This is a genomic window from Ruegeria sp. HKCCA5929, assembly GCF_013034525.1.
Taxonomy (GTDB): domain Bacteria; phylum Pseudomonadota; class Alphaproteobacteria; order Rhodobacterales; family Rhodobacteraceae; genus Ruegeria.
This window is the reverse complement of the sequence record NZ_WQGE01000001.1, coordinates 897,532-920,078: the sequence shown is the minus strand read 5'-3', so window position 1 is coordinate 920,078 and position 22,547 is coordinate 897,532. Positions and strand designations below refer to the sequence as shown.

Here is a 22,547-nt window from a genome sequence, read left to right as displayed (position 1 = left end):
GCTGGATGGATCTGAGGGAATATACGCGGCAATACGCTGTTCAGGACAACAGGCTTGCAGCGCTGAGCTATTTTGGAACTTTCGCGGTGTATTTTGCATCGCTGGCGCTGGCGATCGGATATGTGGATCGCTGGTATGTTATGGTTCCTGCGGGTGTGGTCTTCGCCTTCTCGGCGGTGCGGCTTTATGTGTTACAACATGATTGCGGCCATCATTCGCTGTTCGAGACGCGCCAGCAGAATGAATGGGCGGGGCATGGGTTGTCACCGTTTACCTTTGCCCCCTTTGAGGTGATGAAGCAGAACCACAATCTGCACCACGCAGGGATCGGCAATCTTGAACATCGCGAGACGGGCGAAATTCACACGATGACCCTGCGCGAATGGAACGAGGCCGATTGGAGCAAACGCCTTTTCTATCGGCTTTATCGCAACCCCTTTGTCCTGGTGCCGGTTGGGGCACTATTCACCTATTTCATCCGGTATCGCTGGCCCAAGAACACCATGCGGTTCGGATTGAAAGGCGTGTTGCTGCACAATCTTTCGATCGTTGTTTTTCTGGGGCTGCTTTATTTGATTGCCGGCAGTACCGGCATTCTGGTCTGGCTTGTTTTCTCACTTCTGGGTGGGATGCTGGGTGTGTTCCTTGTCTATCTTCAGCACAACTTCGAGGACACCTACTGGGATCGTCGCCCGGATCTGGATCCGCAACTTGCGGCGCTGCAAGGCTCGTCCGCATTGGATTTTGGCTGGTGGTTCGACACCGCAGTGGCCTGCATCACCTTGCACGACATTCACCATTTCAACGCACGCATCCCGTCTTATCGCCTGCGTGCCTGCCATTACAATCTGCCACCCGAGTATACTCCGCGTCGGATCAAGTTCCCCGAGGCGGTCGCAGCGCTGAACCTCAAGCTTTGGGATGAGGACGCCAAACGTTTGGTGCCGTTCCCAAAGAAAGGGCGCACGGCGGACTTGGCCCATAGTTAAACAGAGTCGCGCGGTTTGGACCCGCGGCTTGAAGTGGCGTATATCTTGTGTATATACGTTAATGCAGGGAGAAAGAGAAAGGATCCGGAATGACCGCAGTGACCGATGTTAAAGGTGTGGGCGAAGCGCTTGCCACGGCTTTGTCCACCAACGGCTTTAAGACAGCCGAGGCGATTGCCAAGGCCAAGCCCGAAGATCTGGTCAAGGTTCCCCGGATTGGTCTGGCGCGTGCTGCGGTGCTCATAGCTGCGGCAAAAGAGGCTACTGCTTCAAAACCCGCTGCCGCTAAACCCGCACCCACTAAACCCGCTGCGCGCCGGGCTCCGGCCCGTAAACCTGCTGCTCAAAAACCTGCGGCGCGTAAGCCTGCGGCACGACGCACGGCCGCCCGCAAGACCGTTGCAGCCGCCGCCGCCGAGAAACGCGCCGAAGAGGCGGCGAAGAAGGCAGCAGAAGAAAAAGCAGCCGCTGAAGCCGCCGAGGCAAAGGCCCGCAAAAAGGCCAAGGCCAAAGCGAAGGCTGAGAAAGCTGCCAAGAAACGCGCCGAAATGGAAGCTGCGTTTTCCAAGGCCAAGGACAAGGTGAAAGCCAAGTCCAAAAAGGGCAAGAAGTCCAAGAAGGACGACAAAAAGAAAGACGCCGGGAAAAAGGGCGACAAAAAAGACGGTAAGCAGAAAGACAAGAAAAAGGATAAGAAAAAGGCGAAGAAATAAGTCTTCTCCGCCTTTTCATCATATGCGACCGACGCCTTATGGGGCGTCGGTTTTCTTATGCCAATGTGCCGTCCAGTTGCAGCGTCAGTTTGCCACCCAGATAAGGGCTGAGAGCTTGCGGAAGGGTTACACTGCCGTCCGCGTTCTGGCCGTTTTCCAACACAGCAATCAGGCAGCGCCCAACGGCCAGACCCGAGCCGTTCAGCGTATGAACGTATTCCGGTTTTCCACCACCTTCGGGACGGAATCGGGCGTTCATGCGGCGTGCCTGAAACGCTCCGGTGGTCGAGACCGAGCTGATCTCACGATACGTGTTCTGACCGGGCAGCCATGCTTCGATGTCGAATGTACGGCGTGCACCAAAACCCATATCTCCGGTGCAAAGAACAACGGTGCGGTAGGGAACGCCCAATTGCTCCAGCAGGTCCTCGGCGCAGCGCAGCATGCGCTTTTGTTCGTCATCCGACTTGTCGGGATGCGTGACCGAGACCATTTCAACCTTTTCGAACTGGTGCTGACGCAGCATGCCTGACGTGTCCTTGCCCGCGCTACCGGCTTCGGAGCGAAAGCAAGCTGTGTGCGCCGTCATGCGGATGGGCAGGGCAGCTTCATCCAGAATGTCACCTGCGACCGAATAGGTCAGTGTCACCTCAGACGTCGGGATAAGCCACCAGCCGTTGGTTGTCTGATAGCTGTCATCACCGAATTTTGGCAGCTTGTCTGTCCCGTACATCGCCTCATCGCGAACCAGAACCGGGGTCTGCATCTCGGTCAGCCCGTTCTTGTCGATATGAGTATCCAGCATGAACTGGGCCAGCGCACGATGGATGCGCGCGACGCCCTTTGACAGGTTCACAAAGCGGCTGCCGCTGGTCTTGGCGGCCGTTTCAAAATCCATCGCGGCGGCAACGGCTGGGATTTCGAAATGCTCTTTCGGGGCAAAGGCGAACGTGCGCGGGGTGCCCCAACGATTCACCTCGACATTGTCGTCCTCATCCGCACCTTGAGGCACGTCATCGGCAGGCAGATTGGCGATGCGGGCCAGTTGATCGGTCAACAGCGCGTCGAGATCCTTTGCCTCGGTCTGCATCTGGGCGATCTCGGCCTTCTTTTGGGAGACAAGCGCGCGAAGGCGTTCGAACTCTACCTCGTCACCGCGACCTTTGGCTGCACCGACCTCTTTGCTGGCTTTGTTCTGTTCAGCCTGCGCGGTCTCGGCGGCCAGAATCTTGGCCCGGCGACTTTCGTCCAGCCGCAGCAGGTCTGACGACACCGGCGCGTCCCCACGGCGCGCAAGGGCGGCGTCGAAGGCGGCAGGGTTTTCGCGAATGGCGCGGATGTCGTGCATGTCTCAGATCCTTAAATGCGTGAATCACTGAAAACGCTTATGCACCATCTGTCGGGCAGGGTGTAGCACCGGTTACGACTTATCGTCCCCGTCGTGGATTTCATGCGCCAAGTGCCCATCCCATTCTTCTGTCGGGATCTTTGGTTCCGGCGGGTCGGCCATGTAAGACGGCGTCATGATCTGCACGTTATTCTCGTTGAATACGGCCACAATGTTGCGATGCAGGTCCGAGCGGATTTTCGGAATGATACTGCCGCGCGTTGTGTAGCCGTTGATCTGATAGTTGATCGCGTAGTCGGCCAGCGCGGTCCACAACACGAATGGTTCGGGCTTGGCCTTGATGCCTTTTGTGCGATTGGCAGCCTCGATCAGCATCGCCTCGACCTTTTCGGGCGGCTCTTCATACCCGATGCCGACCGTTGTGTGCAGCAACAGCCCGCTGCCATCGGTCTTCTTTGAAAAATTCACTACGTCTGAATTCATCAGTTGCGCATTTGGAATCGAGATCAATTCGTTCTTGATCGACTTCAAATGCGTTTCCATGAGTTTGATCTGCACCACGTCTCCGATGTGATCTCCGATCTGGATCCGGTCGCCGATTGAGGTGGATCTTCGGTAAATTACGAACAATCCCGCCAGCATGTTGGACACGACCGAGTTAGCGCCCAGCGACAGCATTGCACCGACCAGAATGGTCAGCCCCTGAAACGCCGCCGAGTCCGAGCCGGGGATGTAGGGGACAGCAAAAACCAGCGCGATCAGAATCACGATGACACGGGTGATATTGAATGTCGGGTTGACCCAGTGTTTCTCGAAATCGCCCATATCGAACGAGCCCGCTTCAACCGCATCGAAGAACACGCGCATCCCTTTGATTACGTACATCGTGACCCATGTGATCAGGCCCAGCATAATCATGTTGGGTATGTAGCTGAGGATGCCTTTGAAGATCAGAAGGACAGGTTCTGTCAGGTAAGTAAGAAGAAGCTGCGCGAAATAGCGTGTTTCGGCAAAAGCCAACAGCACAAAGGATAGATAGTAGTAGAAACCCAGAAAGAAGATCACCAGCAAAACGAAGTTCAGTCCGTACCGGACCAGGGCGGCGATTGCCTCTGCTTGAACGCTTTTCGCGGTGGCGGTTTCTACGTCCTTCAAATACCGCTTTACCAACTTCAGAGTGCGCCGTCTGATCCGCCGGTGCAGCCACAGTATAACCAGCACAAAGACGACAAATCCTAAGGTCCATCCCGCGGCCTCAATCGCACCTGACACGCGTGCCTGCTCTGTGCGATTAGAACGATAGTTGAGGATGGCTTCTTCGATCGCCTGACCATGAAGGAAGCTGAGAACATCCAGCTCCATCTGGTCCAGCTCTGCATCTGCGACAGTCACAATTGAAACGATCACGCCGTCGGCACGGATACGTATACCCAAATCGGTGTCTTCGAAAGAGATATCAACCGCAGGGTTTTCCGAGGATTCGGCCACCTCAATGATCTTGTTTTGAACGCTTTCTGCACGCTCTGGCGCGGGTAGGGCGCTGGAACCGCGCAGGAAAAACAACATGTCGCCGTCCACGATGACCGGCGCTTTGAAACTGTCTGTTTCTTCCGACTCGGGCTCGGCTATTTCAGCAGGTGTTTCCTGAGCCTTTAGTGGCGCTGCCAACCACAAAATAATGGTCAGCAAGGACAGCAAAAGCGTCAACGATTGGAAAGGCTTGTAACGAACTCTCATTGTCCCCCCTAAGACCTGACTATAGCCAATTAGGGGCACCTGCATAGGACATATCTGCAACGCTTTGTCTGCGGTTGTCGCGGCTTGGACGGTTTAAGGTGGGACACATGACCGCCTTTGCTTGCAAACAGGCATTTCAAAGCATAGGTTCCGGCCAAATTTGCGGAACGGTACCGCAAGATCTGAACAAAGGAATATCCCATGGAAGGTGGCGCAATCGCCCAGTTTCTCCCGCTGATCCTGATTTTCGCGATCATGTATTTCCTGCTGATCCGTCCGCAGCAGAAGAAAATGAAAGAACACCAGGCCATGGTCGAAGCCGTGCGCCGGGGTGATCAGGTGATTACTCAGGGTGGGGTGATTGGCAAAGTCTCCAAGGTCAAGGAAGGTGAGAACGAGATCGAGGTCGAGATCGCCGAGGGCGTCAAGATCCGCGTGGTTAAATCGACCATCGCTCAGGTTCTGAACAAGACCGAACCTGCGAAGTAAGTTCGCGCGACAATCCCTTGAAAAGGCAGGGTAATGCTGCAAATTGATACCTGGAAGCGGGTTCTGATCTGGCTGGTCTGCGTGACCGGCTTGCTCATGGCCCTGCCAAACGCGTTCTACACGCGGGTCGAACAATCCAACGACGCAAAAGTTGCCATCGAGTTGGGCAACGACACGCCCGAGATGCAAGCTCAGGCGGCGGAATGGCCCACATGGCTGCCGTCATCTCTGGTTAATTTGGGTCTGGATTTGCGCGGCGGGGCGCATCTTTTGGCTGAAGTCCGGGTGCAGGACGTTTACGAATCCCGGATGGAGGCCATGTGGCCCGAAATCCGGGATGCCCTGCGTGACGAACGGGCGACGGTTGGCACAGTCCGCCGTCAGGACTCGGCCCCGGATGAGATTCGTGTTCGGATCAGCCAGCCCGAAGGGATCTCCCGCGCACTGGAAGTGGTACGCGGACTGGCCCGTCAGGTGCAAACCCTGACCGGTGTCGGAGCCACGGATATTGAGGCCCGCGCAGACGGCGACACTATTGTGGTTCAACTGTCCGATGCGGAAAAGCTGGCGTCGGACGACCGGACCGTGCGTCAGTCGCTTGAAATCATCCGCCGCCGGATTGACGAGGTGGGTACACGCGAACCCACCATTCAGCGCCAGGGGTCGGATCGTATCCTGATCCAGGTGCCGGGCATCGGCAGTGCCGGAGAGCTTAAGGAAATTATCGGAACCACGGCTCAGTTGACCTTTAATCCTGTCGCTGGACGTGGAAGCGACCCGGACGCCTCTGTCGGGATCGGTGAAGAGGTTGTGCCTTCGATTGACGAAAACGGCGTGTTTTACACCATTGAATCCGCTCCGGTTGTGACGGGTGAGGAACTGGTGGATGCACAGCCTTCGTTTGATCAGAATGGACGCCCTGCGGTCAGCTTCCGGTTCAATACCTCGGGTGCGCGCAAGTTTGGCGACTATACTCGCGACAATATCGGCGCGCCTTTTGCCATTGTGCTGGATGACGAGGTGATTTCCGCCCCTGTGATCCAAAGCCATATCCCGGGCGGGTCTGGTATCATCACCGGCAACTTCAGCGTTGAGGAAAGCACCAACCTGGCCATCCTGCTTAGGGCGGGTGCGTTGCCTGCCGGGCTGGAGTTCCTGGAAGAGCGCACCATTGGTCCCGAGCTGGGGCAAGACAGTATTGATGCAGGTAAAGTTGCCACCATCGTGGCATTTGCGGCTGTGCTGGTTTTCATGGGCCTCAGCTATGGGCTGTTTGGCATCTTTGCTAACATCGCCCTGATCATCAACGTAGGCCTGCTGTTCGGGTTGCTGTCCCTGATCGGAGCCACGCTAACCCTTCCGGGTATCGCTGGCATTGTTCTGACAGTCGGTATGGCGGTGGATGCCAATGTGCTGATCTTTGAGCGGATCCGAGAGGAACTGAAATCTGCCAAAGGCCCGGCGCGGGCTATTGAGCTGGGTTATGAAAAGGCGCTGTCGGCCATTTTAGACGCCAACGTCACCACATTCATCACTGCAACCATCCTGTTTGCCATGGGCAGTGGTCCGGTGCGTGGCTTTGCGATTACGCTGGGGCTGGGCATTTTGACCTCAGTCTTTACCGCGATCTTCGTGACGCGCCTGATGGTCGTCATGTGGTTCGAACGCCGCCGTCCGAAAATGATCGAGGTTTGACATGAGACTGAAACTCGTACCCCAGAACACCTCGTTCGATTTCTTCAGCCGCTGGAAAATCTGGCTGGGCATTTCGGGCCTGATGATGGTTGTGGCGTTTGCTTCTTTCATGTTGCAGGGCTTGAACTTCGGTATCGACTTCCGTGGCGGTACAACGATCCGTACGGAAAGCGCGCAACCGATTGATGTGGGGCTCTACCGCGACGCGATTGCGCCTTTGGAGCTGGGTGATGTGACGATCACCGAGATTTTCGATCCGACCTTCGGCCCGGACGAAAACGTCGCCATGATCCGAATTCAGGCGCAGGCGGATGCAGAAGCGGTTGAGGCCTCCACGATCACCGCCGTCGAGGGCGCACTGCAAACCGTTGTGCCTGACATTCAGTTTGTCTCGGTGGAGTCGGTCGGGCCAAAGGTATCTGGTGAGTTGATCCAGACTGCGGTTATTGCCGTTGCGCTGGCTATCGGCGCGGTGCTTGTGTACATCTGGCTGCGCTTCGAATGGCAATTTGCGCTGGGGGCCGTGGCTGCCCTTGTGCACGACGTGATCCTGACCATCGGCATTTTTTCGGAACTGCAAATCCGGTTCGATCTGGCGATTATCGCGGCGCTTCTGACCATCGTGGGCTATTCGCTGAACGACACGGTGGTTGTGTTCGACCGCGTGCGGGAAAACCTGCGCAAATATAAGAAAAAGGATCTCAAAGAGGTTCTGAACATCTCGATCAACGAAACCCTCAGCCGGACAGTCATGACCTCGGTCACCACTCTGTTGGCGCTGATTTCACTTTACGTGCTGGGTGGAGACGTAATCCGAGGGTTCGTCTTTGCGATGATCTGGGGTGTTATCGTCGGGACCTATTCGTCGGTCTTCGTCGCTTCGACGATCCTGTTGTGGCTGGGGGTCAAGCGCGACTGGTCCAAACCGTCGAACACGGCGGGCAACCAGTTTGCCAACATTGATGCCTGACGCATTACAGCAGGCCCTGGCATTGCCGGGCCTGAACTGGCTAATCCTGACCATCGGAGCCGCGGGCCTTGTCCGCGGCTTCACAGGGTTTGGGACAGCGATGATCTTTGTCCCGGTCGCAACTCAGTTCCTGCCAATTGCAGATGTGGTGTTCTTGATGGCAGCGACAGGTATTGTTTCGACCTGTGCGCTGGCACCGCAGGCTTGGCGTGAATGTGACAAATCAGAAATCAGCACTTTGGGTATTGCGGCAGCCATTACCGTACCGCTGGGGCTGTGGATTATGGCGCAGGTGGACACGATCATTCTGCGCTGGATTGCTTGCGGTATCATCGGCCTGACCCTGTTTGCTGTCATAACCGGATGGCGTTGGGAAGGGCGGCTGGGCCTGCCCGGTCGACTTGCCATCGGAGCCAGCGCTGGGGTGGTTGGCGGAATGACTGGCCTGACCGGCCCGGTTGTCATTGTCTTCTATTTGGCCAGTTCAACGAACGTGCGTAAAATTCGCGCCAATACAATCATCTTCCTGGCATTGCTGGATATTGCGATTGTCTTCAACATCCTGATCAGAGGCGCGGCGGATATGTCGATCCTGTGGATTGTCCTTTTGCTGGGGGTGCCCTATCTGATCACCACGCTTATCGGTAAAGCCGTGTTTGATCCCAAACTGGAACGCATCTATCGCGTGGCGGCTTATTCGGTCATTTTGATCGCGGTGGTGTCCGGACTGCCGATCCTGGATTGACGGAGGAACGACATGCGTCTGAACCAAGTGACCTTTAGCGATGCAAAACCAGTGGACGGTTACGGCCCCGGGTTCTTTCGTATTGGCGGAGAGGTGTTCGAAGGTGCCGTTCTGACCGGCCCGGCAGGGCCTGTGGGCTGGAGCGGCTATGACGATGTTCAATCGCTTCTGAACCTCGCCGATGATATCGACGTCCTGTTTATCGGCACTGGTAAAGACGTGTCCCACATTCCGCAAACTCTGCGTGCCGATCTGGAGGACGCCGGAATCGGTGTCGAAATCATGAACTCACCTGCCGCCTGCCGCACCTATAATGTGTTGCTTTCGGAAGGCCGTCGGATCGCGCTTGCGTTGATACCTGTTTGACAGGCTCCCCTTTTGGCATCGCCACTCGGCAAAGTCGCGACGACCCTGCGGCAAATCTTGCCTTTTGCCCCTGCAAACAATCCGCTAAGCGGGTTTCATGACTCTGACTGTATCCGACCTGTCGATCACGCGTGGGGGCATTCCAGTGCTGGAAGGTCTCAGCTTTCAACTGCCGCCCGGTAAGGCATTGATCTTGCGTGGGCCGAACGGGATCGGCAAAACGACCCTTCTGCGCACTTTGGCAGGTTTGCAGCCACCGCTTGCAGGAACCATTGAGGGTGCCGAAGATCAAATTGCCTATGCGGCGCATTCGGACGGGTTGAAACCGACACTGACGGTGACCGAGAACTTGACCTTCTGGGCCTCGGTCTTTGGGACAAGCGGTATACAAGACGCATTGGATGCGTTTGATCTGAACGAGTTGGCCGATCGCCATGCCGGTAATCTATCAGCTGGTCAGAAGCGACGGCTGGGGCTTGCCCGGATGCTGGTGACTGGACGACCGATCTGGATGCTGGATGAGCCCACCGTGTCGTTGGACAAAAACGCGGTGCAGATGTTTGCCGATGCGGTGCGGGCCCATCTGGGACAGGGTGGGTCGGCCCTTATTGCGACCCATATCGATCTTGGCCTGGACGGAGAGGTTCTGGACGTGGGACCCAACAAAGCCAAACCCAAACCCATTGACGATTTCGACGGAGGCTTCCTGTGATCGCCCTTTTACTGCGCGACCTGAAACTGGCCTTCCGTGCAGGCGGCGGTTTTGGACTGGGACTGGCGTTTTTTCTGATCGTGACCGTGATGGTACCGTTTGCTGTTGGGCCACAATCCTCGCTGCTTTCGACCATCGCCCCCGGTGTTCTTTGGCTGGGGGCGTTGCTGGCCTGTTTGCTGTCGCTCGACCGCTTGCTGGCCTTGGATTGGGAGGACGGGTCGCTCGATTTGCTGGCCACAGCACCGCTGCCGCTGGAATCGGTTGTGACCATCAAGGCTTTGGCGCATTGGCTGACCACAGGATTGCCTCTGGTTCTAGCCGCTCCGTTCCTGGGGGTATTGCTCAATCTTCCTGTGCCGGGTTTTTTCTGGCTGGTGATTTCACTGCTGATCGGCACCCCTGCGATGAGCGTGATCGGAACTTTTGGTGCGGCTTTGACCGTCGGCTTGAAGCGAGGCGGTTTGCTTTTATCATTGCTGGTGCTGCCGCTATACGTGCCCACATTGATTTTCGGGGCCGAGGTTGCGCGTCGCGGCGCAACGGACATGGAAGTACAGACGCCTTTGCTCATGCTGGCAGGCATCACTGCGGCGACGATCGCGCTGTTGCCCTTCGCAAGCGCGGCAGTGTTGAGGATCAATCTGCGGTGAACCGTCTCAATATTGACCGAGGTCAATTGAGAACCACCCCAACTCGGACTAGATAGGGCCCATGTCTATCGCAGCCAAAGCCAATGCCCTCTGGGAATATGCCAACCCGCGCAAGTTTCTTGCAACCAGCGAGCGTGTCCTTCCGTTTTTCTGGATCACCTCGATTGCCTGCATCGTCGTTGGGCTGATCTGGGGCTTTTTCTTTACGCCGGACGATTACAAACAAGGGTCGACGGTCAAGATCATCTATCTGCATGTGCCTGCGGCACTGATGGCGATCAACTGCTGGCTTATGATGCTGGCGACGTCGTTGGTTTGGCTGGTACGACGTCACCATGTCAGTGCGCTGGCAGCGCGGGCGGCGGCACCGATTGGGATTGTGATGACCCTTATTGCTTTGCTGACAGGCGCGATCTGGGGCCAGCCTATGTGGGGCACCTGGTGGGCCTGGGATCCGCGACTGACCTCGTTTTTGATCCTGTTCCTGTTCTACCTGGGATATGTCGCCTTGTGGGAAGCGATTGAAGACCCGGATACGGCGGCCGACCTGACCTCGGTCCTGTGCCTTGTGGGGTCTGTTTTTGCGATCCTCAGCCGTTATGCGGTGAACTTCTGGAATCAGGGGCTTCATCAGGGCGCATCTGTCATGCGCGCAGCAGCAGTGACCGGGACAGACACCGAAGAAAAGGTCAGCAACATTTTCTTCTATCCGCTGCTGGTCTGCATCATCGGCTTTGTTCTGCTGTTCATCGCATTGGTGCTGTACCGTACCGGAACCGAAATTCGCGCGCGTCGGATCAAGGCGCTGATGGCGCGGGAAAGGGTGGGCGGATGATTCCCGATCTTGGAAAATATGCTGATGCGGTTCTGTCGTCTTATGCCGTGTCTATCGTTCTTCTGGTGGCGTTGGTTGCGTTCAGTGTGATGCGTGGACGCAAGGTGCGCAAAGATATGGAACACGTCGAACAAAGGATGTCGCGCAATGGCTAAGATTTCGCCCTTGATGATCGCTCCGCCGCTGATTTTTGGTGCCTTTGCCGTATTGGCCGGAATCGGCATGTTCCGCGACGATCCAAACGCTCTGCCATCCGCGCGGGAAGGGCAGCCCGCCCCACCGGTGGTCCTAAGCGAGTTTCCTGGCAAAACCCCATTCGATGACGCAACCCTGCGGGACGGAGAGGTCAAGCTGGTCAACTATTGGGCCAGTTGGTGCGCCCCTTGTCGGGCCGAACACCCCAATCTGGACGCTTTGGCGAAAGAAGGCATTCCGGTTTATGGCATCAACTACAAGGACCAGTTGGCCAACGCAGACGCATTTCTGACCGAGCTTGGCGATCCTTACACTGCGATGGGACGCGACGAGCAAGGCCGCATGGCGTTGGATTGGGGCCTTTACGGCGTGCCTGAAACCTATGTGATCAACGGTGATGGCACCATCATCCTGCGTTTTGCCGGGCCTATTACGCAGCGTGTGATCGAAAACACGATCCGCCCTGCCTTAGAAAAGGCTGCGGGCGGATAACGCCCTCATTTTGCATCAGCTAGAATTACAACCGATAGCCCCCGGTGACGCCTAAGACTTCACCGGTTATGAACCCCGCTTCGTCCGAGACAAGAAAGCGCACGACTTTTGCAATGTCTTCCGGCGCGCCAACCCGGCCAAGGGCGGTGTCTTTGACAAAAAGTTCCGTCAGATCGTCTGAGCGCGGAGCCTCGGGGATGTTGATCGCGCCTGGGGCAATCGCATTGACCCGAATACCCTGCGGACCCAGTTCCTTGGCCATGGCACGGGTCCACAGGTTGAGCGCAGCCTTGCTGGCCCCATAGGTCGCGGCATCGCGCGGTGGGAGGGTCGCGTTCATGGACGAGATGTTCACGATGGATGCCCCGGCTTGCAGGTGGGGCAGGGCGGCGGTCAGAAGGGCCACGGGTGCAAGCAAATTCAGGTCAAGGATGTCTCTGTGATCCTGCAAATTGAACGCTTCTTTAGGCGTTGGGCGGACAAGCCCGGCATTGTTCACAATAACATCCAGCCGTCCGAACTGTGCGATGACCTGATCAATCACGCGAGTGGGCTGATCTTGCTGCGTCAGGTCTGAGCGTATCGCCAGAACGTCGCCGTCCAACACATCCAAATCGGGGGCGCTGTTTAACCACGTAAACGCAATTTTGTGATCTCGACCAAGGTCTTCGACGATTGCCCGGCCAATCCCTCGGGCGCCGCCGGTTATCAATGCAACTTTGTCCATAGGCACACCAAATCTGTAAAGTGGATGTGTTTCAACGCTTAATCTGGTCGCCTTGGAAAAGCGTCAGCTGCGCAGCAGAATCCAGATCATCGCCGCGATGAACGCAAAGGTTACCAGGTTCATCAGAGTATCTGTGAGATCACCGATCAGCATCGTGCTGGCCCTCCTCTCTTAGGCCGCGGAACAGGCAGACCATCAGCAGGACTGAAATGAAGACAAAGGGCAAAGCGCCCAGTGAAATCAGAATTTTGACCGAGTCCACAGAACCTGAAAGGATCATCGCAACGCTCAATAATCCTAGTAACGCCCCCCAGATCAGGCGTACGCGGGGGGGCGGGTTCTCGTCGCCACCGGTCGAGAAGGTGCCCAGAACAAATGCCGCGCTGACAACGCTTGTCACAATGAACAAAAACGCAGCCAGTGCCGTTGCAAGCGTTGTCATCAGGGACAGCGGCAGCCGGTCGAGCAGGGCAAAGGTCACGCGTTCGATGTTTGTCTGCGTGTAGGCCAACAGTTCGCCGGCCCCGTTGAGCGCCTCGAAAAGTCCGATACCGCCAAACGCGCCGAACCAGAGGATTGAGAACAGAGTGGGGGCGAACAGTACCCCGATCACGAACTCTCGTATCGTTCGACCACGAGAGATGCGCGCCACGAAGACGCCCACAAAAGGCCCCCACGCGATCCACCAGACCATGTAGGTGAGGGTCCAGTCGCTGAACCATCTGGTGACGTCGTCCCCAAAAAACGTGAAGGTTTGAAAGCCGCGTGGGATGACATTGGTGACATAGTCGCCAAACCCCTGAACCACAGTGTTCAAAAGGTATTCAGTTGGGCCAAGAATGATGGTGTAGGCCACGAGGCCGATCGCAATCAGCATGGCAGCGTTAGATAAGCGCGCCATGCCTTGCCCCAGATCAATCAAAAGCGCAGGGACGTAAGCTCCGACCATTGCCAGAAACACGACGGTAATCAAAAATGCACCGACCGTTTCCCGGCCTCCCAACACCGCGATTCCGTCTGCGACCTGAAAGACGCCCATGGCCATTGAGCCACCAACGCCAATGGCAATCGCAATGATCGCCATGAAGTCTGAAAGCCATCCGACACGTTCGGCCCAGCGTTCACCGGGAAACAGGCTTATGATCGGTGCGCTAACCATCATCCCAGAGCCGCGCCGGAAGCTGAAATAGGCGATGGTTAGGGCAGTTGATCCGTATATGGCCCAAGCGTGCAAACCCCAATGGAAGTTGGTCGCCAGCATGGCCTGCTGCGCCGCGATGTAATCGGGTGCCATGCCTGAGATGAAATTGAAGTGGGTTAATGGTTCGGCCACCGCCCAGAACAAAAGACCGACCCCCATCCCGGCTGAGAACAACATCGAAATCCATGTGGCGATGGAGAATTCAGGTTCTTCGTCGTCGCGACCAAGGCGAATGTTCCCGTATTTCGAGAACGCCAGAACCAGACACCCGATCAACATGCCCGAGGCGGCAAGCATCACAAACCATCCCCGGCTATGGAAGGTCTGTTGGACAATACCACTGGCCCAGGTCACCAAACTCTGGATGTCGACAACCCCCCATATCCCGATCACGGCAATGACACTGAGGGAACAAACCAGCAGGGCGTTTGGTTTTTGCATGGCGCGTGGCTTCCGTGAATGACCTTGCCCAACAGTTTCAGGTTTTCGAATGAATGGCCAGAAAACAAAACCCCCGGCGCTTGGCCGGGGGGTTAATTCGCACGTTATGCTGTCTGGTCACGATGCCTTCGCAAGGTTGCGCAGCACATAGTGCAACACGCCACCATTTTCGATGTATTCAATCTCGGGTGCGGTATCGATGCGGCATTTCAGGGTGATGGTTTTCTCACTTCCGTCGCCATAAACGATTGTGCAGGGCACCTCTTGCAGGGGCTCAACTGAATCCAATCCGTGGATTGAGACGGTTTCATCCCCTTTCAGGCCAAGCGTCTTGCGTGTGTCGCCCCCCGTAAATTCGAACGGAATGACGCCCATGCCAACCAGGTTTGACCGGTGGATACGCTCAAAGCTTTCGGCGATGACGGCCTTCACACCCAACAGCGCAGTGCCTTTGGCCGCCCAATCGCGGCTTGAGCCCGCGCCGTACTGCTCGCCACCAAACACCACCAACGGCGTGCCGTTCGCCTGATAGGCCATCGACGCGTCGTAGATCGAGGTCTGTTCGCCATTTGGGCCTTTGGTGTAGCCGCCTTCAACGCCCTCCAGCATCTCATTCTTGATGCGGATATTGGCGAATGTGCCGCGCATCATGACCTCGTGATTGCCGCGACGCGAGCCGTAAGAGTTGAACTCACGCGGTTGCACCTGCCGTTCGATCAGATACTGGCCAGCGGGCGAGGTCGTCGCAAAAGACCCGGCAGGCGAGATATGGTCGGTTGTGACCATGTCGCCCAGAATTGCCAGAACCTTGGCCCCTTCGATATTCGAGATTGTGCCCGGCTCGGCACCCATGCCCTGAAAGTAGGGTGGGTTTTGAATGTAGGTCGAGGTCGGCGGCCAGTTGTAGGTTTCCTGTTGTGGAACTTCGACCCCGCGCCATTTCTCGTCGCCTTTAAACACGTCGGCGTATTTTGATTGGAACGCCTCGCGGGTCACAGTGGCCTCGACCAGTTCAGCGATTTCACTCTGGGTCGGCCAGATGTCTTTCATGAAGACGTCATTGCCGTCCTTGTCCTGACCGATCGGTTCCGAGGTCAGGTCAATATCCATCGTGCCGGCCAGTGCATAAACCACCACCAGTGGCGGTGAGGCCAGATAGTTTGCGCGGACATCCGGTGAAATACGCCCCTCGAAGTTGCGGTTGCCGGACAAGACCGACGTGGCGACCAGATCGCCCTCGGCAATTGCCTCGGAAATTTCTTTCTGGATCGGGCCCGAGTTCCCAATGCAGGTGGTACAGCCATAACCAACAAGGTTGAACCCGATGGCGTCCAGATGCTGTTGCAGACCGGCGGCCTCGAGGTATTCAGACACGACCTGCGAACCGGGGGCGAGAGATGTCTTGACCCAAGGCTGACGGTTCAGCCCCAGTTCATGTGCTTTCTTCGCCACCAAACCAGCGCCGATCATCACATAAGGGTTCGAGGTGTTGGTGCAGGAGGTAATCGAAGCAATCACGACCTTACCCGACTCCATGCCGTATTCTTCGCCTTTGACTTCGACCTGTTTGCCCATCGGGCGTTTGAAGGTCTCGGTCATTTCCTTGGTAAAGGCCGCCTTGGCGTCGGTCAGGGCAACATAGTCCTGCGGGCGCTTCGGGCCCGAGATCGCCGGAACGATCGTGCCCATGTCCAGCGTCAGGGTATCGGTGTAGATCGGAGCGTAGTCCGCGTCGCGCCAGAGGCCGTTTTCCTTGGCATAGGCTTCGACCAGCGCCAGACGGTCCTCGTCGCGGCCGGTATTGCGCATGTAACGAAGGGTCTCGCCGTCGATGGGGAAGAAGCCGCAGGTCGCACCGTACTCTGGTGCCATGTTGGCGATGGTCGCGCGATCGGCCAACGGCAGGCGGTCCAGGCCTTCGCCGTAGAACTCGACGAACTTACCAACAACGCCCTTTTCGCGCAGCATTTCCACGACCTTGAGAACAAGGTCTGTACCGGTGGTGCCTTCGACCATCGAACCCGTCAGTTCAAAACCCACAACTTCGGGTATCAGCATCGAGATCGGCTGACCCAGCATCGCGGCCTCGGCTTCGATGCCGCCAACGCCCCAGCCCAGAACGGCCATGCCGTTGACCATGGTGGTGTGGCTGTCGGTGCCGACCAACGTATCAGGATAAGCGACCTCATCCCCGTTTTGGTCTGTGTCTGACCAGACCGTCTGTGCGAGGTACTCCAGATTTACCTGATGGCAGATACCGGTTCCGGGGGGCACGACACGGAAATTGTTGAACGCCGACTGGCCCCATTTAAGGAACTGGTAGCGTTCCATATTGCGTTCGTATTCGCGGTCCACGTTCATCTGAAAAGCGCGGGGATTGCCGAATTCGTCAATCATGACCGAGTGGTCGATGACCAGATCAACCGGGTTCAGCGGGTTGATTTTCTGTGCATCGCCGCCCAGTCCCTTGATGCCGTCGCGCATCGCAGCAAGGTCCACGACCGCCGGAACGCCGGTGAAATCCTGCATTAGCACGCGGGCAGGGCGGTACGCTATCTCACGCGGGTTCTTCCCACCGTTCACGCCCCATTCGGCGAATGCTTTGATGTCTTCGACAGAGACTGAAAAGCCGTCATCTTCGAACCGCAGCATGTTTTCCAGCACGACTTTCAGTGCCGCTGGAAGTTTCGAGAAATCGCCCAGACCGGCCTCTTGGGCGGCGGGGATGGAATAATATGAAATGGATTTGCCGTTCACGCTTAGGCTACGGCGTGTCTTGGCAGTGTCCTGTCCGACTCTGATGGGCATCAGTGGCCTCCCTCTCAAATGACTTGGGCAATGGGATTCGCTGTCTGTTATCTGTATCACCAAACCCCTTCGTTCAAGGAAGAACAAGAACAAAGGGAGCAATTTTGTATACCATTGCACACATTGATGAGGCAAATGTGCACCTGCGCCTCAAGAAACCTTGATTGGTCGTTGAACAGCGAAGCAGCTATTGCTGAATCCCAACCGCCGAAATCGAGAGTTCTTATGTTCAGATCCGCCATTTTGACTGCCCTGATGTCCTTTTTCCTAGCTGCATCAGTCGCGGCCGAGGATGATCCTGTGGTGGTTGAATTGTTTACGTCACAAGGCTGTTCGTCTTGTCCCCCGGCGGACCGGCTGATGCATGATCTGGCCAAGCGAGACGACGTCATCGGCTTGGCGCTGCACGTGGACTATTGGGACTACATTGGGTGGAAGGATGAATACGCTGACCCGGACCACACCACACGGCAGCGCGCTTATGCCCGGGAAGGGGGGCGCTCGATGATCTATACGCCGCAGATGGTGATCAACGGGCAGCATGACATTGTGGGTGCCCAATCTCGAGAGCTCGACCGCCTGATCAATGCGCATCTTAAGGCAGTGCCCGAGGCTTCGGTGATCGCAATCCGAACAGCGGATGAAGTGACTGTGGAAGTCATGCCAGTGGAATTGCCGGAGGGCGAGACCTATGACATTCGTGTCGTCCAGTATTCGCCCATGCGCCACGCCTCGATCCGTCGTGGAGAGCTGGCTGGGCACGACTTGGACTATGCCAATGTGGTGGAAACCTGGCAGATCGCCGGGCAATGGGACGGCGTCGCACCACAAACCTTCTCAGCCCAACTTGGATCAGACCTTCCGACGGTTGTTTTGGTTCAACGCGCAGGCCACGGCCCTATTGTTGCGGCAACGCGCGTGAAGTGATCAAGGCATCTCGTCCGGTGCAATGCCAAGCCCGTTCCAATGCTTCCAGCGGCGATGAATCCAGAACCACTGACCCATATACTGGCGCACCATCTTCTCTAGGTCATCATTGGTGAACTGGGTCATAGTTTTCGGGTCCGTATGTGGAACCGGATCGTGCAGAATGATCTCAAAATCTATGCCATTGGGTTGACGCACAGCGTAGCAAGGGATGAGTTCCGCCTTGTATTTCATCGCGAGTTCAGCGTTCAGCACAGAGGTCACGGCGGGTTTGTCGAAAAACATCAGTTCTTCGCCCCCCATGGCGTGAAGGTCAGACACGATGGCAATGATCCCACCCTTTTTCAGCGTTCGCACCATTTCAACCATCCCCCGACGTCCTTGTTCGAACATGGGGGCGCCGGTCTTGTAGAAGGCTTCTACGTAAGCGTCGTTGAAATAAGGGTTTGCCATCCTGCGATACAGGCAGCCTATCGGCTGACCGCTGTGTTTTTGCAGGGCAATGCGCGCGGCCAGATAGTGGCCAAAATGCGCAGTAATCATCATGACCGGGCGCCCTTCGGCGACTGCTGCATCAAAGGCGGCAATGCCTGGGCCTGAAATCTTTGCTGTACTCTGACGCTCGGTGAAGCCCTCTGGCGAAAAATGCTCCATGATCGCCCGACCTGCATTGTCCGGCACATCACGGCAGATCTTTTTGACCTCGGCGTCGGACAGGTCAGGGCAGGTGAGCTTCAGATTGCGACGGATACGTGTGCGAAAACCAACCACCGGGGCCAGTGATCGCATGATCGCGCCCATGGTCGCGATGCGCCGCTCATAAGGAAGCAGGCGCATTGCCCCGATAATCCCCTGAAGGACCAGATTGGTGACATAGTATTTTCCAAGCTCAAACTTGCTGAGCTCCGACTTTTCGACGGGCATGGAGGCATCTCACCGCGTGTTGCGAAGTTCTGTGCCAGACATACAGGCCGATGTTGGTAAGCTCAAGCGTTCAGCAAGGTGCCGATCAAAGTGGACGGATCGCGGCGCATAATCTTGACTTAAGTGCTATCCGGCCTCTTCTTCGGGATCGACCAAAGCGATTGTTCCTGCATCAGCCAATGTCCGAATGGCACCAACCACCTGTGTCATCGCGTCTTCAGCTTCAGATTGCTTGACGCGTCCACGTTCGCCCATCTCTTCGCGCAAATTATCCGCCATGCGGGACGAGATGTTGGACAAAAGAAACTCGACCGATGCTTTGTCATCATCGGCGGCTGCTCCGGTTAGGGCCGTGACCAGAACGGGTTGGTCCACTTCGCGCAGTATGGCGGGAACATCGCGGGCTGCGATACGGCTGGAGATATGGGCAAAGGTAAAGATTGATTGACGCACGAGATCGGCAAAAGCGGCGTCATCCTCATCCAGTGCATTCAGCAAATCGTCACGCGTTGCAGCCGCAGACTGGTTCAGGATCGCGCCAACACGCGCGCCGGGGCCGTCATCGAACGCCTGAGCCGGACGCTGATCCAATTGCGCTGCCAAAGACCAGCCAATTCGTTCAACCGATTCGGGGGTGACATTTGCCGTCTTTGAAACTGCGTAAGTGATCCGACGGGCCACCGGGCCGGGCATATGACCCAGCATCTGAGCCGCCTGTGCGGTGTCCATTTTGGACAGCATCACAGCAGCCACTTCGGTGCTTTCCGCCTGAGCCATGGCGGCAAGATCCTCGGCAGGGATGTCGCGCAGTCTTTGCCATGGATCGCCAACCTGACGTACCCCCGCCACTTTGCGCAGGCGGGCCGCCGTTTTGGGCGCGATCTTTCCGGTTACTGCATCCAGTGCCCCTGCCAGCCCGTGCGGAAACGCCAGCCCAAGGTTATTCAAAGCCTCGCTGAATTCCTGCGCCACGGCATCCAGAGTTACACGATCCACCAGCCCCATCTCGCCAAGTTGATGAGTCAGCCTTTCTTGCAGATCATCTGGCAGTTCTTCCAGAGGAAGATCCGCGCCTTCGTTGAGCAAAAGGCGCACAACAACCGCGGCCTTCTGGCGGCTGGTCAATGTCCTGGGAACAAGTCGCGGTGTGTCGTCATTCCCTGTGGCAAGCGGAGCGGATGCCCCGGGTGCCGCTTGTATCAATGCGTTTGTGTCCTGCATCTGCCTGTGGTGCCAAAATTTCTGAACCACAGGCAGATTACGGAGAATCGGGTTAAATAACCTTGAAGTTTAGTAGTTATAGGTCAGCCCGGTGCGGATGGCTTCACGCAACGATGCCTCGGCCCAGGTTCCTTCGCCACCACGTGCTTTGATCTCGCGCCATTGCTCGATCGCAAGATCGGTTCTGCCTTCGGCGACAAAGCCCTGTCCCATGTAACTGCGGGCGAGGATGTTGTCGGGGTTAGAGTTGATGGCATTGGTGTAGAAGACGTTTGCTAGCTCAAGCTCACCCATTTTGCGGTAGGTAAAACCCCAATATGTCAGGACGCGATCATCGTCCTGATCCATGATGCGAAGAATGTTCTGAGCGTTCTCGAATTGCCCGTCATAAGCCAGCTCGCGCACGGCGTCATACAGTTCATCATCGGTGAAATTGGTCTTGTTCGGTTTGACACAACGCCCCGCGTCCTTGTCGTAGACGCGGCCAAAAAGGCACCTCTTGGTCGTGTTCGTTGGTTTTGGTGGGGTCGTGGTGCTGCCACCATCGCCGGCTGCATACAAAGCCGGTGCGAAGGCAAAAGCCTGAAGGGCAATAGCTGAAACTAAAACAAGGCGCATTTTCCTACTCCGTTCTCTGGGCTGCTCTGATCAAGCATAGCGCGATTTGATAAAAGGCTAACAATTGCGCTGTCGCTTTTATTCACAAGTAGGAAAGAAAAACCTCAGCTATTGACGGTTTTTATGCAGCTATGGGCCTCGGCGTCCCATTGTGTTCCCGGCGCGCAGGACTGCGTTTGTTCAGTATGGGCGCTGCAGGCCAAAGCGACAGAGGCTGAGCAGCCAAGGGCCAATGCGCAAATCAAAGTCCGGATCATCAAGCTTCTCCTGTTCAGGAATGCGCGGACAAGATAACCGATTTTTGATGATCTGGCAAAAGAACAAGGCCCGGATCGCTGCGTGCGAACCGGGCCCCTGAACTGCTTGATCGCTTAAGAATTATTCGCCGAACACTCGGGCAAAGATCGTATCGACATGCTTGGTGTGATAGCCGAGGTCGAATTTTTCTTCGATTTCTTCAGGGCTGAGCGCAGCGGTGACATCCGCATCTGCCAGCAACTCTTCTTTGAAGTCGGTCCGGTGTTCCCAGACCTTCAGCGCGTTGCGTTGGACCATGGCGTATGCGTCTTCACGGCTGACCCCGGCTTGGGTCAGCGCCAACAAAACCCGCTGGCTCATCACAAGGCCAGGGAACTTGTTCATGTTCTCCATCATGTTTTCTGGGAAGATCAGCATCTTGTCGACCACGCCAGTCAGCCGCGCCAGCGCGAAATCGAGCGTGATCGTGGCGTCCGGCCCGATCATACGTTCAACCGAAGAATGCGAGATGTCGCGCTCGTGCCAGAGCGCAACGTTTTCCATCGCCGGGATCACGGCTGCGCGGACCATGCGCGCCAGACCTGTCAGGTTCTCGGTCAGAACCGGGTTCTTCTTGTGTGGCATAGCCGAAGAACCCTTCTGACCCATCGAGAAAAACTCGGCCCCTTCCAACACCTCGGTTCGCTGCATGTGGCGGATTTCGATGGCGATGTTTTCGATGCTGCTGGCGATGACACCCAGAGTCGCAAAGAACGCGGCGTGGCGGTCACGCGGAATGACTTGCGTGCTGATCGGCTCAGGCACCAATCCCATCTGGTCGCAGACATGTTCCTCAACGCGCGGATCGATATTGGCAAAGGTGCCAACTGCGCCGCTGATCGCGCCGGTTGCGATTTCCGCGCGAGCGTCCCGCATCCGCGACAGGTTGCGGTCCATCTCGGCGTAGAAGCGGGCAAAGGTCAGGCCCATCGTGGTCGGCTCGGCATGGATGCCGTGGCTACGACCGATGCGTACAGTGTCCTTATGTTCAATCGCGCGGCGCTTGAGCGCGGCCAGAAGACCTTCAAGATCGGCGATCAGTATGTCAGCGGCGCGGGTCAGTTGTACGTTCAGGCAGGTGTCCAGCACGTCGGAACTGGTCATGCCCTGATGCACAAAACGGGCTTCTTCGCTGCCCACATGCTCGGCCAGATGGGTCAGGAAGGCGATGACATCGTGTTTGGTGACGGCCTCAATCTCATCAATACGGGCTACGTCGAACTCCACGTCTTTGGCTTTCCACACGGCCTCAGCATTTTCGCGCGGGATGACGCCCAGATCGGCCATGGCATCGCAAGCATGTGCCTCGATCTCGTACCAGATGCGGAACTTGCTCTCGGGCGACCAGATGGTGACCATGTCAGGGCGGGAATAACGAGGAATCATTGGCGGCAGCACCTTTTTGTGATTGGGATGAGGCGTTGGCGCGGGGTTTAGCCCTGTG

The 22,547-nt window shown here is 56.7% G+C and carries 22 protein-coding genes; 13 read left to right on the top strand and 9 right to left on the bottom strand.

Features of this window, described 5'->3' with window-relative positions; all coding sequences use genetic code 11:
* Window positions 1-5 precede the first annotated feature (5 nt).
* Together GOV90_RS04585 and GOV90_RS04580 are read left to right on the top strand one after the other, a co-directional pair.
* Window positions 6-989 (top strand): fatty acid desaturase, encoded by a 984-nt coding sequence (locus tag GOV90_RS04585; protein WP_171090790.1) that lies wholly within the window; start codon window positions 6-8, stop codon window positions 987-989.
* 89 nt (window positions 990-1,078) lie between these two features.
* On the top strand, window positions 1,079-1,702 hold the full coding sequence (locus tag GOV90_RS04580) for a helix-hairpin-helix domain-containing protein (protein ID WP_171090788.1): 624 nt from the start codon (window positions 1,079-1,081) through the stop codon (window positions 1,700-1,702).
* A 55-nt stretch (window positions 1,703-1,757) separates the two neighbouring features.
* Here GOV90_RS04580 and serS read toward each other — a convergent pair whose 3' ends face one another.
* Entirely contained in the window at window positions 1,758-3,050 is a 1,293-nt protein-coding gene (gene serS, locus GOV90_RS04575) for a serine--tRNA ligase (protein WP_171090786.1), read from the bottom strand.
* Window positions 3,051-3,122: 72 nt separating this feature from the next.
* Window positions 3,123-4,787: a mechanosensitive ion channel family protein gene (locus GOV90_RS04570; RefSeq protein ID WP_171090784.1), complete on the bottom strand. Its 1,665-nt coding sequence runs from the start codon at window positions 4,785-4,787 to the stop codon at window positions 3,123-3,125.
* A 201-nt stretch (window positions 4,788-4,988) separates the two neighbouring features.
* Between GOV90_RS04570 and yajC the strand changes: the two genes are divergently transcribed.
* The 10 genes from yajC (at window position 4,989) to GOV90_RS04520 (ending at window position 11,939) form a co-directional block, all read left to right on the top strand.
* Window positions 4,989-5,276: a preprotein translocase subunit YajC gene (yajC, locus tag GOV90_RS04565; RefSeq protein WP_171090782.1), complete on the top strand. Its 288-nt coding sequence runs from the start codon at window positions 4,989-4,991 to the stop codon at window positions 5,274-5,276.
* Between the two features lie 33 nt (window positions 5,277-5,309).
* Entirely contained in the window at window positions 5,310-6,971 is a 1,662-nt protein-coding gene (secD, locus tag GOV90_RS04560; RefSeq protein ID WP_171090780.1) for a protein translocase subunit SecD, read from the top strand.
* 1 nt (window position 6,972) lies between these two features.
* A complete protein-coding gene (gene secF / locus GOV90_RS04555; protein WP_171090779.1) occupies window positions 6,973-7,941 on the top strand; it encodes a protein translocase subunit SecF in 969 nt (322 codons plus the stop codon).
* Window positions 7,934-8,686, top strand: a complete 753-nt coding sequence (locus tag GOV90_RS04550) for a sulfite exporter TauE/SafE family protein (RefSeq protein ID WP_171105292.1) — start codon at window positions 7,934-7,936, stop codon at window positions 8,684-8,686. The genes secF and GOV90_RS04550 overlap by 8 nt, the downstream gene beginning before the upstream one ends.
* A 12-nt stretch (window positions 8,687-8,698) precedes the next feature.
* Window positions 8,699-9,052: an Mth938-like domain-containing protein gene (locus tag GOV90_RS04545; protein WP_171090775.1), complete on the top strand. Its 354-nt coding sequence runs from the start codon at window positions 8,699-8,701 to the stop codon at window positions 9,050-9,052.
* 97 nt (window positions 9,053-9,149) lie between these two features.
* Window positions 9,150-9,764 (top strand): heme ABC exporter ATP-binding protein CcmA, encoded by a 615-nt coding sequence (gene ccmA / locus GOV90_RS04540; protein WP_171090773.1) that lies wholly within the window; start codon window positions 9,150-9,152, stop codon window positions 9,762-9,764.
* Window positions 9,761-10,417 carry a heme exporter protein CcmB gene (gene ccmB, locus GOV90_RS04535; protein WP_171090771.1) on the top strand — a complete coding sequence of 219 codons (657 nt, stop codon included), beginning with the start codon at window positions 9,761-9,763 and terminating at the stop codon, window positions 10,415-10,417. Before ccmA ends, ccmB begins: the two co-directional genes overlap by 4 nt.
* 61 nt (window positions 10,418-10,478) lie before the next feature.
* Entirely contained in the window at window positions 10,479-11,252 is a 774-nt protein-coding gene (locus GOV90_RS04530; protein ID WP_171090769.1) for a heme ABC transporter permease, read from the top strand.
* A complete protein-coding gene (gene ccmD, locus GOV90_RS04525) occupies window positions 11,249-11,407 on the top strand; it encodes a heme exporter protein CcmD (protein ID WP_171090767.1) in 159 nt (52 codons plus the stop codon). The genes GOV90_RS04530 and ccmD overlap by 4 nt, the downstream gene beginning before the upstream one ends.
* On the top strand, window positions 11,400-11,939 hold the full coding sequence (locus tag GOV90_RS04520; RefSeq protein WP_171090765.1) for a DsbE family thiol:disulfide interchange protein: 540 nt from the start codon (window positions 11,400-11,402) through the stop codon (window positions 11,937-11,939). Before ccmD ends, GOV90_RS04520 begins: the two co-directional genes overlap by 8 nt.
* Before the next feature lie 25 nt (window positions 11,940-11,964).
* On the opposite strand, the gene GOV90_RS04515 is transcribed toward GOV90_RS04520, so the two are convergent.
* The 3 genes from GOV90_RS04515 to acnA form a co-directional block, all read right to left on the bottom strand.
* Window positions 11,965-12,666, bottom strand: a complete 702-nt coding sequence (locus GOV90_RS04515; RefSeq protein ID WP_171090763.1) for an SDR family NAD(P)-dependent oxidoreductase — start codon at window positions 12,664-12,666, stop codon at window positions 11,965-11,967.
* Window positions 12,667-12,805: 139 nt separating this feature from the next.
* Window positions 12,806-14,308, bottom strand: a complete 1,503-nt coding sequence (locus tag GOV90_RS04510) for a BCCT family transporter (protein ID WP_171090761.1) — start codon at window positions 14,306-14,308, stop codon at window positions 12,806-12,808.
* Between the two features lie 117 nt (window positions 14,309-14,425).
* A complete protein-coding gene (gene acnA, locus GOV90_RS04505; protein WP_171090759.1) occupies window positions 14,426-17,116 on the bottom strand; it encodes an aconitate hydratase AcnA in 2,691 nt (896 codons plus the stop codon).
* A gap of 225 nt (window positions 17,117-17,341) precedes the next feature.
* Between acnA and GOV90_RS04500 the strand changes: the two genes are divergently transcribed.
* Window positions 17,342-18,043, top strand: coding sequence for a thioredoxin family protein (locus GOV90_RS04500; RefSeq protein ID WP_171090757.1), 702 nt, complete (start codon window positions 17,342-17,344; stop codon window positions 18,041-18,043).
* On the opposite strand, the gene GOV90_RS04495 is transcribed toward GOV90_RS04500, so the two are convergent.
* From GOV90_RS04495 to purB, 4 genes are all read right to left on the bottom strand, one after another.
* The gene (locus tag GOV90_RS04495) at window positions 18,044-18,967 is read right to left on the bottom strand and encodes a lysophospholipid acyltransferase family protein (protein ID WP_171090755.1); all 924 of its coding nucleotides are present in this window, start codon (window positions 18,965-18,967) and stop codon (window positions 18,044-18,046) included.
* Window positions 18,968-19,093: 126 nt separating this feature from the next.
* Window positions 19,094-20,188 carry a flagellar motor switch protein FliG gene (locus GOV90_RS04490; RefSeq protein WP_171090753.1) on the bottom strand — a complete coding sequence of 365 codons (1,095 nt, stop codon included), beginning with the start codon at window positions 20,186-20,188 and terminating at the stop codon, window positions 19,094-19,096.
* 69 nt (window positions 20,189-20,257) lie between these two features.
* Window positions 20,258-20,806 (bottom strand): hypothetical protein, encoded by a 549-nt coding sequence (locus tag GOV90_RS04485; RefSeq protein ID WP_171090751.1) that lies wholly within the window; start codon window positions 20,804-20,806, stop codon window positions 20,258-20,260.
* 378 nt (window positions 20,807-21,184) lie between these two features.
* The gene (purB, locus tag GOV90_RS04480; RefSeq protein ID WP_171090749.1) at window positions 21,185-22,489 is read right to left on the bottom strand and encodes an adenylosuccinate lyase; all 1,305 of its coding nucleotides are present in this window, start codon (window positions 22,487-22,489) and stop codon (window positions 21,185-21,187) included.
* Between the last annotated feature and the right edge of the window lie 58 nt (window positions 22,490-22,547).

Excerpts from the sequence above, each read along its gene's own strand:
- ccmD (WP_171090767.1), top strand. The coding sequence starts at position 11,249 with ATGATTCCCGATCTTGGAAAATATGCTGATGCGGTTCTGTCGTCTTAT.
- GOV90_RS04550 (WP_171105292.1), top strand. The coding sequence starts at position 7,934 with ATGCCTGACGCATTACAGCAGGCCCTGGCATTGCCGGGCCTGAACTGG.
- acnA (WP_171090759.1), bottom strand. The coding sequence starts at position 17,116 with ATGCCCATCAGAGTCGGACAGGACACTGCCAAGACACGCCGTAGCCTA.
- GOV90_RS04580 (WP_171090788.1), top strand. The coding sequence starts at position 1,079 with ATGACCGCAGTGACCGATGTTAAAGGTGTGGGCGAAGCGCTTGCCACG.
- purB (WP_171090749.1), bottom strand. The coding sequence starts at position 22,489 with ATGATTCCTCGTTATTCCCGCCCTGACATGGTCACCATCTGGTCGCCC.
- secF (WP_171090779.1), top strand. The coding sequence starts at position 6,973 with ATGAGACTGAAACTCGTACCCCAGAACACCTCGTTCGATTTCTTCAGC.
- GOV90_RS04495 (WP_171090755.1), bottom strand. The coding sequence starts at position 18,967 with ATGCCCGTCGAAAAGTCGGAGCTCAGCAAGTTTGAGCTTGGAAAATAC.
- GOV90_RS04520 (WP_171090765.1), top strand. The coding sequence starts at position 11,400 with ATGGCTAAGATTTCGCCCTTGATGATCGCTCCGCCGCTGATTTTTGGT.
- GOV90_RS04585 (WP_171090790.1), top strand. The coding sequence starts at position 6 with ATGGATCTGAGGGAATATACGCGGCAATACGCTGTTCAGGACAACAGG.
- yajC (WP_171090782.1), top strand. The coding sequence starts at position 4,989 with ATGGAAGGTGGCGCAATCGCCCAGTTTCTCCCGCTGATCCTGATTTTC.
- GOV90_RS04500 (WP_171090757.1), top strand. The coding sequence starts at position 17,342 with ATGTTCAGATCCGCCATTTTGACTGCCCTGATGTCCTTTTTCCTAGCT.
- GOV90_RS04490 (WP_171090753.1), bottom strand. The coding sequence starts at position 20,188 with ATGCAGGACACAAACGCATTGATACAAGCGGCACCCGGGGCATCCGCT.
- ccmA (WP_171090773.1), top strand. The coding sequence starts at position 9,150 with ATGACTCTGACTGTATCCGACCTGTCGATCACGCGTGGGGGCATTCCA.
- serS (WP_171090786.1), bottom strand. The coding sequence starts at position 3,050 with ATGCACGACATCCGCGCCATTCGCGAAAACCCTGCCGCCTTCGACGCC.
- GOV90_RS04485 (WP_171090751.1), bottom strand. The coding sequence starts at position 20,806 with ATGCGCCTTGTTTTAGTTTCAGCTATTGCCCTTCAGGCTTTTGCCTTC.
- GOV90_RS04510 (WP_171090761.1), bottom strand. The coding sequence starts at position 14,308 with ATGCAAAAACCAAACGCCCTGCTGGTTTGTTCCCTCAGTGTCATTGCC.
- GOV90_RS04515 (WP_171090763.1), bottom strand. The coding sequence starts at position 12,666 with ATGGACAAAGTTGCATTGATAACCGGCGGCGCCCGAGGGATTGGCCGG.
- secD (WP_171090780.1), top strand. The coding sequence starts at position 5,310 with ATGCTGCAAATTGATACCTGGAAGCGGGTTCTGATCTGGCTGGTCTGC.
- GOV90_RS04545 (WP_171090775.1), top strand. The coding sequence starts at position 8,699 with ATGCGTCTGAACCAAGTGACCTTTAGCGATGCAAAACCAGTGGACGGT.
- GOV90_RS04570 (WP_171090784.1), bottom strand. The coding sequence starts at position 4,787 with ATGAGAGTTCGTTACAAGCCTTTCCAATCGTTGACGCTTTTGCTGTCC.
- GOV90_RS04530 (WP_171090769.1), top strand. The coding sequence starts at position 10,479 with ATGTCTATCGCAGCCAAAGCCAATGCCCTCTGGGAATATGCCAACCCG.